Below are 14,462 nucleotides of genomic sequence, written 5' to 3'. Positions count from 1 at the left end.
ATAATTGCTTTATGGCAAGCCGTCCCCTAGCGTACGAGCCTGATAACCCGGCGCCCACGCCCTGTCCTTCTCACCGCGACGCAGAGGCCTGCATGATCCGACTTGGCCAAGCCACGATTTCCCTGGAACGGCGCGAAGCCTTTCTCGATGGCCGTCCCTTGCGCGTGGGTGGGCGGGCGTTCGAAATACTCTCGGTACTGATGCAGGCCGATGGACGCATCGTCAGCAAAGATGAGCTGATCAATCAGGTGTGGCCGGACATCGTCGTCGAAGAGAACAATCTGCAAGTGCAGATTTCCTCGCTGCGCAAACTGCTCGGGGAAAAAGAAATCATCCAGACGGTTCCCCGTCGAGGTTACCGATTATTGAAAGACCGCGAACCCAAATTGCCGATGTTCAACGCCCTGGCCTCGGCGCCGATTGCGGCGCAGCCACCGTCGGTCGATGCGCAATCGGTGCCGGTATTCATTGTTGACGATGAGGCCTGCGTGCGCACCGCGCTGAGCCGCTTGTTGCGCGCCGAAGGCATCGAACACCGGATCTTCCAGTCGGCCGAAGAACTGCTCGGCGCCGACATCGGCAGCGGCCCGGCGTGCCTGCTGCTCGACGTCAGCCTGCCCGAAACCACAGGACTGCAATTGCAGGCGGCGCTGAACGAGCGCGGCCAGCCGTGGCCGGTGATTTTCATGACCGGCCACGGCACGATTCCGATGTCGGTGCAGGCGATGAAAGCCGGCGCGGTGGAGTTCCTGACCAAGCCATTCAATGACGATGAACTGCTCGGCATTCTGCGCAGCACCCGTCAACACGCGGCGACCGCGTTCAATCAATGGCAACGGGTCAGGCACGTGCGGCAATTGGCAGCGCAACTGACGCCGCGAGAGCGCGAGGTGCTGCCACTGATCGTCGGCGGTCTGTCGAACAAGCAGATCGCCAATCAATTGGGCACCAGTGAAGTGACCGCAAAGGTTCATCGCAAACACATCATGGCGAAGATGCAGACCCGCTCGCTGGTCAACCTTGTCGAACTCTACGGACTGATCAGCGCTGCGCCTTCGCCTGGCCCATCGAGCCTGTCGTGAGCGGCCAGGCGGGTCGCCCGACGGCGGCCGAAAGCAACCGAGCGACGATCGTCTGCATCGTCGATGACGACGCATCCGTGCGTAAAAGCCTGTCGAACCTGCTGCGTTCGGTCGGCTACCGGGCGCAGGTGTTTGCCAGTGGCGAAGCGTTTCTCGCCGAAGGCGACTTTGCCGAGATCGCCTGCCTGCTGCTGGACCTGCGCATGCCCGGCCTGTCCGGCATCGATGTCATGCGCGAGCTGCCGCGACAGATTCCGGTGATCTGCATGTCCGCCCATTGGGACGAGGCAGCGCTGGCCGAAACCGGGCATTACCAGGCGTTCGAGTGCCTGTGCAAGCCCTTCGAGGAAGAGGATCTGCTGGCGGCACTTGACAGGGCCCTGCAGCGCTGACGCTGATCGATTCAGCTGTCTTGCGTGGTTTTTTCAGCCTCTTCGATGGCCGGCAACGATGCGGTCATTTCAGCGTGACACACCGCCAGAATCTCATCGGCCAGCGCCGAGTCGTCCGGGCAGGCTCGCGACAGCATGATCGCCCCGACCGCACGGGCCAGCAGGTCGATCATCCGGGTTCTGCACTCACCTTGCGGTGCATCCGCTGCCGTCGGGTATTTCTCGCCGAGCGTCTGCAACGTGCGCTCGATGCCTTCAGCGAACGCCGCTTTCACATCACCCGACTGTCTCGCCGCATCGCCGCACAGCGCCGCCATGGTGCAACCGGTGGAACGGCCGTCGCGATGGTCGCGCGACACGTACACATCGATGAAATCCTGCACGCTCATGCTTTCGGCGGCGGCCGTCGATTGCGCCAGGCTATTGGCCGAGGCTTCGGCCATCAGGTCGGCCTTGGAACCGAAGTGTTTGTAGAAACCACCGTGAGTAAAACCGGCGGCCGCCATCAGGTCGGCCACGCCGACCCCGTCATAGCCGCGCTCGCGGAACATCAACGAAGCGGTTTCGACAATGTGCTCGCGATTGGCCTGAGCCTGAGCCTTGGATACGCGCATGTTGAATACCTCCAGCGCTGAAAAATCATGGGCCGATGATACATAGATGTTGGCCATAATCAAAACTGTTGACAGTTTAGATTTCGGTCATCATCCTAAAAGCCCGCAATCAGTCATTTACTGAAAAAGAGCCCACACCATGACTACTCGCCCTACTGTTCTGATCACTGGTGCCTCCTCCGGCATCGGCGCGGTCTACGCCGCACGTTTCGCCCAACGCGGGCACGATCTGGTGCTGGTCGCCCGTGACCAGGCGCGTCTGGACACCCTTGCCGCCGGTTTGCGCGCTGAACACAACGTCAATGTTGAGGTGCTGCAAGCTGACCTGACCCGTCTCAGCGATCTGCAAAGCGTCGAGGCGCGTCTGCGTGACGACGCGCGCATCGGTATCCTCGTCAACAATGCCGGCGCCGCGCAGTCCGGTACCTTCATCGAGCAGAGCACCGACAGCGTGGCGCAACTGGTCGCGCTCAACACCACGGCGCTGGTGCGTCTGGCCAGTGCTATCGCACCGCGTCTGGCCAAGGCCGGCGACGGCGCGATCATCAATATCGGCTCGGTGGTGGGCCTGGCGCCGGAGTTCGGCATGTCGGTGTATGGCGCGACCAAGGCGTTCGTGCTGTTCCTCTCCCAGGGCTTGAGCCTGGAACTGTCGCCACAGGGCGTGTACGTGCAAGCGGTACTGCCCGCCGCGACCCGCACGGAAATCTGGGACCGCGCCGGCATCGACATCAACACCCTCAGCGACATCATGGAAGTCGGCGACATGGTCGATGCCGCTCTGGTCGGTTTCGATCGTCGCGAAGTCGTGACCATCCCGCCGCTGCATGAAGGCGAGCGCTGGGATGCACTGCAAACCGCGCGGCAAGGTCTGTTGGGGCAGATTCGCCAGTCGGCTGTTGCGCAACGTTATCTGACTCAGGCCTGACCTCGTCCACACCCGCCGCTGTGCCGGCGGGTTCCTACCGACAAGAGCATCCGCAATGAAGGCATTTTTCATCGAGCGCTACGGCAAGCAGAACGGCCGGATTGGCGACGTCCCGGAACCGCAGGTTGGCGCGCACGACGTGTTGATCAAGGTCCACGCCAGCAGCGTCAACCCGCTGGATCTGAAGATTCGCAGCGGCGAATTCAAGATGATCCTGCCTTATCAAATGCCTTTGATATTGGGCAACGATGTCGCCGGCGTGGTGATTAGCACCGGTACGGCGGTCAAGCGTTTCAAGCCGGGCGATGAGGTTTATGCGCGGGCGCCTGAAAACAGGATCGGCACGTTTGCCGAACGCATCGCCGTCGACGAACAAGCGGTCGCGTTAAAACCCGGCAATCTCGCTATGACCGAGGCGGCTTGCATGCCGCTGGTGGCGTTGACCGCGTGGCAGGCACTGGTCGAAGTCGCCGGGCTGCAAAAAGGTCATAAAGTGCTGATACACGCCGGCTCCGGTGGCGTCGGCACGCTCGCCATTCAACTGGCCAAACACCTTGGCGCTTTTGTTGCGACCACTACCAGCACGGCGAATGTCGAGTGGGTCAAGGCGCTGGGCGCTGATCTGGTGATCGATTACAAGCAGCAGGATTTTGCCATTGAGCTGCGCGACTACGACGTGGTGCTCAACAGCCTCAGCGGCGACGTACTGGAGAAATCGCTGAAGGTGTTGAAACCGGGTGGGCAACTGATTTCCCTGTCCGGGCCGCCGACTGCGCAGTTCGCTCAGGAGCAGGGCTTGTCTTGGCCACTTGGGCTGGTCATGCGCCTGCTCAGCAGCGGCATTCGCCGTAAAGCACGCAAACACGGGGTGGGTTATTCGTTTCTGTTTATGCGTGCCGATGGCGTTCAGTTGCAAAAAATCACTGCGTTGATTGAGGCCGGGGTGATCAAACCCGTGATCGATCGCACCTTCCCGTTCGATCAGATAGCTGACGCCTTGAACTATGTCGAACAGGGCCGGGCCAAGGGCAAGGTGGCGATCACCGTTGATCAGGCTTCGCAATAAATGCCAGAGGACGATCAACAACTGCCCCCGGCACCTGAATTCGATCCACCGCCGTTGGAAGAACCTCAGCCGCAAAAACCACCCCTGATCGAATGGCGACCGCTGCTGCTCGAGCCTTGAGAAAACCGTCTCGCCTTGCATTTTGCCCAACCTGCACCACGCTTGATTCACACAAGTGCACGTTTTCATGGCAAAACTGCGGTTAACTGAATGGTTAGTTACCGCTATAATCCCGCGCTTCATTCAAACGGGACTTTCAATGTGAACCATAGTCAACGCGTCTCAGGCGTTTCAACGTTCATTCTGGTCGGCCTTGGCGTGATCATCGCCCTGCTCGGCCTGGCGCTCGCAGCCGGCGGTGTGAAGCTGGTCAGCCTGGGCGGTTCCTGGTACTTCCTGATCGGCGGTCTGGCAATGACCGTTTCCGGCGTGCTGATCGCACTGAAGAAAACTGCGGGCGCCTGGCTGTTCGGCGCATTTCTCGTGGCCACCGCGATCTGGGCCGTGGCTGACGCCGGGCTGGTGTTCTGGCCGGTGTTCTCGCGGCTGTTCATGTTCAGCGCGATCGGTATGGTCGTCGCTCTGGTCTACCCGCTGCTGGCGCGAGCCAATGGCCGCGTGGCCGGTCGTGGCGCGTATGCCGTGGCCGCTGTGTTGGCGGTCGGTGTTGCCGTTGCGGCGGGCAACATGTTCGTCGCTCACCCGACGGTTGCCGCGACTGGCACTGGCCCGGGCCTGACTCCGGTCGAGCCGGCCAAGGCGCAGAAAGACTGGGCGCACTACGGCAACACCGAAGGTGGCAGCCGCTTCGCCGCGCTCGACCAGATCAACCGCAACAACGTCGACAAGTTGAAAGTCGCGTGGACCTACCACACCGGGGACGTCGCCGAGAGCGATGGCAACGGCGCCGAAGACCAGCTCACCCCGCTGCAGGTCGGCAACAAAGTATTCATCTGCACCCCACACAACAACCTGATCGCCCTTGATGCCGACACCGGCAAAGAGCTTTGGAAGAATGCGATCAACGCGCAATCGAAAGTCTGGCAGCGCTGCCGTGGCATGGCCTATTTCGACGCCACCGCGACCATCGCTCAGCCGAGCAACTCTTCGATCATCGAAGCCAAACCGGCGCCGGCTGCCAACTGCCAGCGTCGTCTGCTGACCAATACCATCGATGCTCGCCTGATCGCGGTCGACGCTGACACTGGCGAGTTCTGCCAGGGTTTCGGCAACAACGGCCAGGTCGATCTGAAGGCCGGTCTGGGTGATGTTCCGGACAGCTACTATCAGTTGTCGTCCGCGCCATTGATGGCTGGCACCACCGTAGTGGTTGGCGGTCGTGTTGCCGACAACGTGCAGAGCGACATGCCGGGCGGTGTGATTCGCGGTTTTGACGTGATCACCGGCGCCATGCGCTGGGCGTTCGACCCGGGCAACCCGCAGGACCGCAACGCGCCGGCCGACGGCAAAACCTACGTGCGCAGCACGCCGAACAGCTGGGCGCCGATGTCCTACGACGCGGCGACCAACACGGTGTTCCTGCCGATGGGCAGCTCGTCCACCGACATTTATGGAGTTGAGCGCAGCGAACTGGACCACAAGTACGGCGCCTCGATCCTCGCGCTGGACGCCAGCACGGGTGAAGAACGCTGGGTGTTCCAGACCGTGCACAACGATCTGTGGGACTTCGACCTGCCGATGCAGCCGAGCCTGATCGACTTCGACAAGGACGGCCAAAGCGTTCCGGCGCTGGTCATCGGCACCAAGGCCGGGCAGATCTATGTGCTCGACCGCGCCACGGGCAAGCCACTGACCGAAGTCAAAGAAGTACCGGTGAAAGCCGCGAACATCCCCAACGAGCCGTACTCGCCGACCCAGCCGAAATCCGTGGGCATGCCGCAGATCGGCGCGCAGCACCTGACCGAATCGGACATGTGGGGCGCCACGCCGTACGACCAGTTGCTCTGCCGCATCGACTTCAAGAGCATGCGCTACGACGGCCTGTACACCGCACCGGGTACTGACAAATCGCTGAGCTTCCCGGGTTCGCTGGGCGGCATGAACTGGGGCAGCATCTCCACTGACCCGGTGCACGGTTTCATCTTCGTCAACGACATGCGCCTGGGTCTGTGGATCCAGATGATCCCGTCGCAGAACAAAGGCCAGGCCGCTGGCGGTGGCGAAGCGCTGAACACCGGCATGGGCGCTGTGCCGCTCAAAGGCACGCCGTACGCGGTGAACAAGAACCGCTTCCTGTCGGTGGCCGGCATTCCGTGCCAGGCGCCTCCGTTCGGCACTTTGACCGCGATCGACATGAAGACCCAGAAAGTCGCGTGGCAGGTTCCGGTCGGCACCGTTGAAGACACCGGTCCACTGGGCATCCGCATGCACCTGCCGATCAAGATCGGTCTGCCAACCCTCGGCGGCACCCTGTCGACCCAGGGCGGCCTGATCTTCATTGCCGGCACCCAGGACTTCTACCTGCGCGCCTTCAACAGCGGCAATGGCGAAGAAGTCTGGAAAGCCCGTCTGCCGGTCGGCAGCCAGGGCGGCCCGATGACGTACGTTTCGCCGAAGACCGGCAAGCAGTACATCGTCGTCACCGCTGGCGGCGCACGCCAGTCGACCGATCGTGGCGATTACGTAATGGCCTACGCCCTGCCGTAACTCGCTGCTGCACGACCAACCTCCTCCAAGCGCGCGGTGCCCCAAAGCACCGCGTCGCCGTTTTATTGCGTTAAAGATTTCAGCAGGAAGGATTCACATGTCATCGGCTGTTCGCTTTTCTCGTACCAAGCTTTCCACTGGCCTGTTGCTGGGTCTGAGCTGCACCACTGCCCTCCCAGCGCTGGCCACCAGCGATTCCGATCTGCTGACCCGCAGCACCCTCACCGGTGACTGGGGCGGCTTGCGTCATCAACTCGATGAAGACGGCATCAAGTTCACTGGCGATTACAGCGGCGAAACTGCTTACAACGCCGACGGCGGCCTGCACCGTTCGGCGCGCTACTCGCAGAACATCAAGCTCGGCGTGCAGTTTGATCTGAGCAAGATTTATGGCGTCGACAATGCCGGCAAGGTGCAGCTGACCATCAACGACCGTCGTGGCAACAGCGCTTCGGAAGATCTGGTCGGCAACCGCTTGCCGATTCAGGAAAACTACGGCGGTCTGTACACGCGCCTGACTGAACTGAGTTACGAGCGCAGCCTGTTCACCCCGGCGCTCAATGTGAAGCTCGGCTACATGGCGATGGGCAACGACCTCGGTGGCCTCGACAGCGGCATTCTGTGCAACTTCATGAACGCCGGCTTCTGTGGGCACCCGCTGAACATGTCCGGCGGCAGCGGCTGGACCAACTACCCCAACGCGCGTCTGGGCGTGCGGGTCAAATACGATTTGTCGCCGTCCTGGCAATTGCGTGTGGCGGCGTTCAACGTCGACCCCGAGAGCAATGGCAATTCCAGCCGCGCCTGGCATCTGGGGCCGAAGCACACCACCGGCACTGTCGTCCCGATCGAGCTGGTGTACAAGCACGCCGGCGAGCTGCCGGGCGAGTACAAGGTCGGCTATTACTACGACAGCTCCGACGTAAAGCGCATTGGCAGTGACGATGAAGTCTCAGGTCGTGGTGGGCATTATCTGCTGATCGATCGGGCGGTGTGGCGCTCGCCGACCTCCGAAGGCCGCAGTCTGCATGCGTTCGGTCAGTATTCGGCGGCCAGTGAAGCGGCTTCGCCGTTCAGCAAGTGGTACGGCACTGGCGTGGTTTTGTACAAACCGTTCGAAGGCCGCCCGCGTGACACCCTGGCGCTGGGCTATGGCCGCGCCGTGCCGAACCCGCGCAGCCGCGATGTACAGCAGGATGCCGCGCTGGCCAGCGGTGGCGCGTACCCGAATCTGGACAGCGCCGAGCAGTTGATTGAATTGGGCTACGGCTACCAGGCCACCCCATGGCTGACCCTGCGGCCGAACCTGCAATACATCATCGAACCGGGCGCGTTTTCCGGCCAGGACATCGACAATGCGCTGGTGGTGGGCTTGCAGGTCAAGGCTGCGCTTTAAGAGTTGTAGTGAATGTGCCGCCGCCTTCGAGGGCAAGCCCACTCCCACAGGGGATTTGGGTCAGGCAGGAGAATTGGATTCGCCGCTGCAATTGTGGGAGCGGGCTTGCTCGCGAAAGCGTCGGGGCAGGCGACTGCGATGTCGGATGTGCCGCCGCCTTCGTGGGCAAGCCCACTCCCACAGGACTCGGCGGTGTGCATTAAATCCCCGCCCAACACCAAGCCACTGTGGGAGCGAGCCTGCTCGCGAAAGCGCCGAGTCAGGCGACTGCGATGTTGGATGTGCTGCCGCCTTCGTGGGCAAGCCCACTCCCACAGGGCTCGGAGGCGTGCATTAAATCCTGGCACAACACTAAACCACTGTGGGAGCGGGCTTGCTCGCGAAAGCGTCGGGTCAGGCGACTGCGATGTTGGATGTGCCGCCGCCTTCGTGGGCAAGCCCACTCCCACAGGGCTCGGCGGTGTGCATTAAAGCCCGCCCAACACCGAACCACTGTGGGAGCGAGCCTGCTCGCGAAAGCGCTGGGTCAGGCGACTGCGATGTTGGATGTGCTGCCGCCTTCGTGAGCAAGCCCACTCCCACAGGGCTCGGCGGTGTGCATTAAATCCCCGCCCAACACCAAGCCAGTGTGGGAGCGAGCCTGCTCGCGAAAGCGCTGGGTCAGGCGACTGCGATGTTGGATGTGCTGCCGCCTTCGTGAGCAAGCCCACTCCCACAAGGGATTTGGGTCAGGCAGGAGAATTGGATTCGCCGCTGCAATTGTGGGAGCGGGCTTGCTCGCGAAAGCGTCGGGTCAGGCGACTGCGATGTTGGATGTAATGCCGCCTTCGTGGGCAAGCCCACTCCCACAGGGCTTGGCGGCGTGCATTAAATCCCCGCCCAACACCAAGCCACTGTGGGAGCGGGCTTGCTACCACAGGGCATACAGCGGGCTTGCGTCGGGCGGGAAATTAATTCCTGCCATCGGTGAATTATTTCGTGTCTGCATGTATCTGAGCCTGAAGAGCCGGCGCCATCATGGAGATGGCATCGCAGCGGTAATCTGGATCAGCGAGCGGGAACAGCGCAATGAAATCACGCAAGAACACTGTCAAACCGATCGGTTTGAAAGACATCACCATTGTCGACGACGCCAAGATGCGCAAGGCGATCACCGCCGCCGCACTGGGCAACGCCATGGAATGGTTCGACTTTGGCGTTTACGGCTTTGTCGCCTATGTGCTCGGCAAGGTCTTCTTCCCCGGCGCCGATCCCGGCGTGCAAATGATCGCCGCGCTGGCGACGTTCTCCGTGCCGTTCCTGATTCGTCCGCTTGGCGGGCTGTTCTTCGGTGCACTCGGCGACAAATACGGGCGGCAGAAAGTCCTTGCCGCGACCATCGTCATCATGTCCCTGAGCACCTTCGCCATCGGTCTGATTCCGTCCTATGCCTCAATCGGCATCTGGGCGCCGATCCTGCTGTTGCTGGCGAAAATGGCTCAGGGTTTCTCAGTCGGTGGCGAATACACCGGTGCCTCGATCTTCGTCGCTGAATACGCCCCGGACCGCAAGCGCGGTTTCCTCGGGAGCTGGCTGGACTTCGGCTCGATCGCCGGTTTTGTCTTCGGCGCCGGCGTGGTGGTGGTGATTTCGACGATTCTCGGTGAACAGCGCTTCGAAGAATGGGGCTGGCGGATTCCGTTCTTCCTCGCCCTGCCGCTGGGCATGATCGGCCTGTATCTGCGTCACGCCCTCGAGGAGACCCCGGCGTTCCAGCAGCACGTGGAAAAACTCGAACAAGGCGACCGCGAAGGCCTCGCCGGTGGCCCGAAAGTGTCGTTCAAGGAAGTCGCGACCAAACACTGGCGCAGCCTGATGACCTGCATCGGCGTGGTCGCGGCGACCAACGTCACCTATTACATGCTGCTCACCTACATGCCGAGTTACCTGACGCACAACCTGCATTACAGTGAAAACCACGGCGTACTGATCATCATCGCGATCATGGTCGGCATGCTTTTCGTGCAGCCAATGATCGGTTTCATCAGCGACAAGATCGGCCGCAAACCCTTCATCGTGGTCGGCAGTATCGGCCTGTTCATCTTTGCCATCCCGGCGTTCATGCTGATCAACAGCGGCAGTATCGGCCTGATCTTCTGCGGCTTGCTGATTCTCGCGGTGCTGCTCAATTTCTTCATCGGCGTGATGGCCTCGACACTGCCGGCGATGTTTCCCACCCATATCCGCTACAGCGCCCTGGCCAGTGCCTTCAACGTTTCGGTGCTGATCGCCGGTCTGACTCCGACCGTCGTGGCCTGGCTGGTGGAAAGCACCAACGACCTGTACATGCCCGCCTACTACCTGATGGTCATCGCCGTGGTCGGCCTGGTCACCGGCGTAACCATGAAAGAAACCGCCAACAAACCCCTGCGCGGCGCGGCCCCGGCGGCCTCCGACCTCGAAGAGGCCAAGGAGCTGCTGCAGGAGCACCACGACAACATCGAACAGAAAATCGAAGACATCGATGCCGAAATCGCCGCGCTGGAAGCCAAGCGCAAGGAACTGGCGCTCCAGCATCCGCGCATCGATTGATCAGTGCAGCGTCGGCAATCGGTCCGACGCCGCGCCGAGCTTGAGCTAGCCTTGAACCCGGTCGCATGCTTCAAGGAGTTCATATGTTCAAGCTGATGAGAAGTTCGGTCGCTGGCGGATTGCTCTTCGCCAGCCTCCAGGCCGAAGCCGGCGGCATCATGATTTACCAGGCCGGCCACGACGGTGGCAACGCCTTGAAGTAACTGCCCGGCTCCAGCTTCTTCATCAGCCACCAGCTCGATGAGCGCTCCTCGATCGGCTTCGGCATGTACGGCAATTCTGGTCTGGCGCTGGACTACGACGATGAGTGAGGTCGGCGCCTCGCCAGGAATGGTTGCACGAAACAGCATGATGCATGCGGTTGACCACTTTCAGTTCTACCGCTTCGTCCGTTGCTGTCGTGGTGTCTTCCAGTGCCTGGCCGAGCCCGGAGCCAGCACCATCAGCCTGTTAGGCATGCGCCGTACCTTATGGCTGATTGTCGTGAGAGGTTTCGTCCAGCACTTCGCTGACGTCGGCCGGCTGATAGACCCAGCCGATGAACAATTCATAACCGACCGCCAGAATCACCGGCCCGGTGAACAGGCCGATGATGCCGCTGGTGACCATGCCGCCCAGCGCGCCAATCAGCACCACCGGCATCGGCACGGCCACGCCACGCCCGAGCAGCATCGGCTTGAGCACGTTGTCGGAAAGCCCGGCGATCACCATCCACACGGCGAATATGATCGTGCCGGGACCGACGCCGTCATGGGCGAAGACGAACACCACCACCGGTACGGTAACCAGCAGCACCGGCAGTTGCATGATGCCCAGCAGCAACACCATCAAGGCCAGAATGCCGGCAGCGGGCACACCCATGATCACCAGTGCCACGCCGATCAGGATCATCTGGATAAAAGCGATACCGACCACACCCTGCGCCACCGCGCGAATAGTCGAGGTGCACAATTGAGCGATCTGCGGGCCACGCATCGGCCCGGAAATCCGCGTGGTGATCGCCACCGCTGTGCGATGGCCGCGTTCGCCGTGGGTCATGATCAGTCCGGCGACAATCAGCGCCACGACAAACACCACGATGCCTGCGCCGACGCCGGCGGCCTGATGCAAAAGCACCCGGCCCCAACTGGTCAGATGCGGCGCGAGCTCCTTGAACACCCAGCTCAGATCCTGCGAGGCGTGCATCCAGATGCCATACAACGGCGCACCGATCAGCGGCCAGTCGGCGACATTGGCTGGTGGCGGCGGAATCTCGAACTGCCCCGCTTCCACCGTATGCATGCCCGCCTTCACCGAATCGGCCACGGATGCGCCGAGCAGGCTCAGCGGCACCATCAGGATGACCAGGCCAAGCAATACCAGCACAATCGCCGCCCAACCGTAGCGGTTGCCCAGTTTGGCACCGAGTTTCTGGTTCAGCGGATACAGCGTCACCGCGAGGATCAGCGCCCACAGCATCACATTCAGAAACGGATGGAAAATGTCGTAGCAGAACAGCACCAGGGTCGCGATCAAGCCGGCGCGGATCAGCACGTCGAGCAAGGCTTTGGAACTGTTGAAGGCGATCAGCGGTTTTTCTTCCATGGCAACATTCCTGAGCGGTGCAGCATTCGGGATGCGCTGAGCCTAGAACATGTTGGCCCGGTCTTCCTGTGGGGCGCGGGATTATCGGTTTTAACCAGACGATGTAGGAGCGAGCCTGCTCGCGAAAGACGTATTTCAAAGCCGTGACCCTTTGCATCTGCCGGCGCCTTCGCGAGCAGGCTCGCTCCCACAGGGCTTTGCGTTAATCCTCAATCTCAACCGGCCCACAAATCCAGTGCGGGAGCGAGCCTGCTCGCGAAAGCGCAAGGTCAGGCAGGACGAATGCTCAGGCCATCTACCAACAAAACCATCACCCCACCGATTACTCCGCCCGCCGCTTGGTGTTAAATAGGCGCCAGTCTTGACCTTGTCGCTTAAAGCCGTGCAACGAGAACCGCTATGAATACTTCTGCCCAGAACACCCGCGCTCTACAGGTGACCCAATGATCGAAGTCACCGAAGTCTCCATCGCGCAATTGCGCGCCGCCCTCGAATCCGGCCAGACCACTGCTGTGGAGTTGGTGCAGGCCTATCTGGCGCGCATAGATGCCTACGATGGCGCCGATACGCCGACAGCCCTCAACGCCGTCGTCGTGCGCAATCCTGAAGCGCTGAACGAAGCCCGCGCCTCCGACGCCCGCCGTGCCAAAGGTCAAACCCTTGGCCCGCTCGATGGCATTCCCTATACCGCCAAAGACAGTTATCTGGTCAAGGGCCTGACCGCCGCCTCCGGCAGTCCGGCGTTCGCCGATCTGGTTGCTCATCGCGACGCTTTCACCATCGAGCGCCTGCGCGCGGCCGGGGCGATCTGTCTGGGCAAGACCAACATGCCGCCGATGGCCAATGGCGGTATGCAGCGTGGCGTTTATGGCCGCGCGGAGAGCCCGTACAACGCTGCTTACCTCACCGCGCCGTTCGCCTCCGGCTCTTCCAATGGTGCCGGCACCGCCACCGCTGCGAGTTTCGCCGCGTTCGGTCTGGCTGAGGAAACCTGGTCCAGCGGTCGTGGCCCGGCGTCGAACAACGGCCTGTGCGCCTACACCCCGTCGCGCGGGGTCATTTCGGTGCGCGGCAACTGGCCGTTGACCCCAACCATGGACGTCGTCGTGCCGTTTGCGCGGACCATGGCTGACCTGCTCGAGGTACTCGACGTAGTTGTCGCCGAAGACTCCGACACCCGTGGCGACCTGTGGCGTCTGCAACCGTGGGTGCCGATCCCGCGCGTCAGCGAAGTGCGCCCGGCTGCGTACAGCGAACTGGCCGCAGATGCCAAAGCCCTGGCCGGCAAACGCTTCGCCATCCCGCGCATGTACATCAATGCCGACCCGGACGCCGGCACCAGCGAAGCCCCCGGCATTGGCGGTCCGACTGGCCAGCGCATCACTACCCGCGCGTCAGTGATCGACTTGTGGAAACGGGCGCGTCAGGCCCTGGAAGCCGCTGGCGCCGAAGTCATCGAAACCGACTTTCCGCTGGTCTCCAACTGCGAAGGCGACCGCCCTGGCGCGCCAACCGTGTTCACTCGTGGGCTGGTGTCGAAAGAATTTCTCCATCATGAACTGTGGGACCTGACGGCCTGGGCGTTTGACGATTTCCTGCGAGCCAACGGCGACCCGAAACTAAATCGTCTGGTCGACGTTGACGGGCCGAAAATCTTTCCCCACGACCCCGGCACCCTGCCCAACCGCGAAGGCGACCTGGCCGCTGGCATGGACGAGTACGTGCGCATGGCCGAACGCGGCATCACGCCGTGGAATGAAATCCCTACCGTGCCTGATGGCTTGCGCAGTCTGGAGCAGACCCGGCGCATCGACCTCGAAGACTGGATGGAAAAACTCGGCCTCGACGCCGTGCTATTCCCGACTGTTGCCGACGTTGGCCCGGCGGACGCCGATGTCAATCCAGCCTCGGCGGACATCGCCTGGAGCAATGGCGTCTGGGTGGCCAACGGCAACCTCGCGATCCGCCACCTCGGCGTACCAACGGTCACCGTGCCGATGGGCGTCATGGCCGACATCGGCATGCCGGTCGGCCTGACTTTCGCCGGCCGCGCCTACGACGATTCAAACCTGCTGCGCTACGCCGCCGCCTTCGAATCCACCGGCAGCAGACGCCAGATCCCACCGCGCACGCCACCGCTGTCCTGATCGAGGCAACAGCAA

Annotated in this window: 10 protein-coding genes and 1 pseudogene; 9 read left to right on the top strand and 2 right to left on the bottom strand. The window is 61.9% G+C overall.

Features of this window, described 5'->3' with window-relative positions; genetic code table 11:
• The first annotated feature begins 92 nt into the window (after positions 1 to 92).
• Both AB4N53_RS06460 and AB4N53_RS06455 read left to right on the top strand, forming a co-directional pair.
• Positions 93 to 1,082 (top strand): response regulator, encoded by a 990-nt coding sequence (locus AB4N53_RS06460; protein WP_460119133.1) that lies wholly within the window; start codon positions 93 to 95, stop codon positions 1,080 to 1,082.
• On the top strand, positions 1,079 to 1,474 hold the full coding sequence (locus AB4N53_RS06455; RefSeq protein WP_460119131.1) for a response regulator transcription factor: 396 nt from the start codon (positions 1,079 to 1,081) through the stop codon (positions 1,472 to 1,474). The genes AB4N53_RS06460 and AB4N53_RS06455 overlap by 4 nt, the downstream gene beginning before the upstream one ends.
• Positions 1,475 to 1,485: 11 nt before the next feature.
• On the opposite strand, the gene AB4N53_RS06450 is transcribed toward AB4N53_RS06455, so the two are convergent.
• Positions 1,486 to 2,088 (bottom strand): TetR/AcrR family transcriptional regulator, encoded by a 603-nt coding sequence (locus AB4N53_RS06450; protein WP_460119129.1) that lies wholly within the window; start codon positions 2,086 to 2,088, stop codon positions 1,486 to 1,488.
• A gap of 139 nt (positions 2,089 to 2,227) precedes the next feature.
• On the opposite strand from AB4N53_RS06450, the gene AB4N53_RS06445 reads away from it, so the two are divergent.
• From AB4N53_RS06445 to AB4N53_RS06420, 6 genes and pseudogenes are all read left to right on the top strand, one after another.
• Positions 2,228 to 3,016 carry an SDR family NAD(P)-dependent oxidoreductase gene (locus AB4N53_RS06445; protein ID WP_460119127.1) on the top strand — a complete coding sequence of 263 codons (789 nt, stop codon included), beginning with the start codon at positions 2,228 to 2,230 and terminating at the stop codon, positions 3,014 to 3,016.
• Between the two features lie 55 nt (positions 3,017 to 3,071).
• Complete coding sequence (locus AB4N53_RS06440) at positions 3,072 to 4,082, top strand: NADP-dependent oxidoreductase (RefSeq protein WP_460119125.1); 1,011 nt, start codon at positions 3,072 to 3,074, stop codon at positions 4,080 to 4,082.
• A gap of 261 nt (positions 4,083 to 4,343) precedes the next feature.
• Positions 4,344 to 6,749 carry a glucose/quinate/shikimate family membrane-bound PQQ-dependent dehydrogenase gene (locus tag AB4N53_RS06435; RefSeq protein WP_460119123.1) on the top strand — a complete coding sequence of 802 codons (2,406 nt, stop codon included), beginning with the start codon at positions 4,344 to 4,346 and terminating at the stop codon, positions 6,747 to 6,749.
• A gap of 97 nt (positions 6,750 to 6,846) precedes the next feature.
• Entirely contained in the window at positions 6,847 to 8,145 is a 1,299-nt protein-coding gene (locus AB4N53_RS06430; protein WP_460119121.1) for a carbohydrate porin, read from the top strand.
• A gap of 1,068 nt (positions 8,146 to 9,213) precedes the next feature.
• The gene (gene proP / locus AB4N53_RS06425; protein WP_460119119.1) at positions 9,214 to 10,716 is read left to right on the top strand and encodes a glycine betaine/L-proline transporter ProP; all 1,503 of its coding nucleotides are present in this window, start codon (positions 9,214 to 9,216) and stop codon (positions 10,714 to 10,716) included.
• A gap of 173 nt (positions 10,717 to 10,889) precedes the next feature.
• Positions 10,890 to 11,024, top strand: a pseudogene (locus AB4N53_RS06420) (transporter); the annotation flags it as partial.
• A gap of 160 nt (positions 11,025 to 11,184) precedes the next feature.
• On the opposite strand, the gene AB4N53_RS06415 reads toward AB4N53_RS06420, so the two are convergent.
• Positions 11,185 to 12,300 carry an AI-2E family transporter gene (locus AB4N53_RS06415; protein WP_460119117.1) on the bottom strand — a complete coding sequence of 372 codons (1,116 nt, stop codon included), beginning with the start codon at positions 12,298 to 12,300 and terminating at the stop codon, positions 11,185 to 11,187.
• A 443-nt stretch (positions 12,301 to 12,743) separates the two neighbouring features.
• Here AB4N53_RS06415 and AB4N53_RS06410 point away from each other — a divergent pair, with 443 nt between their 5' ends.
• The gene (locus AB4N53_RS06410) at positions 12,744 to 14,447 is read left to right on the top strand and encodes an amidase (RefSeq protein WP_460119115.1); all 1,704 of its coding nucleotides are present in this window, start codon (positions 12,744 to 12,746) and stop codon (positions 14,445 to 14,447) included.
• Positions 14,448 to 14,462 lie beyond the last annotated feature (15 nt).

Source organism: Pseudomonas sp. H3_E04, from assembly GCF_054668915.1.
Note: the sequence above shows the minus strand (reverse complement) of the source record. Positions and strands in the feature narration are given on the sequence as shown.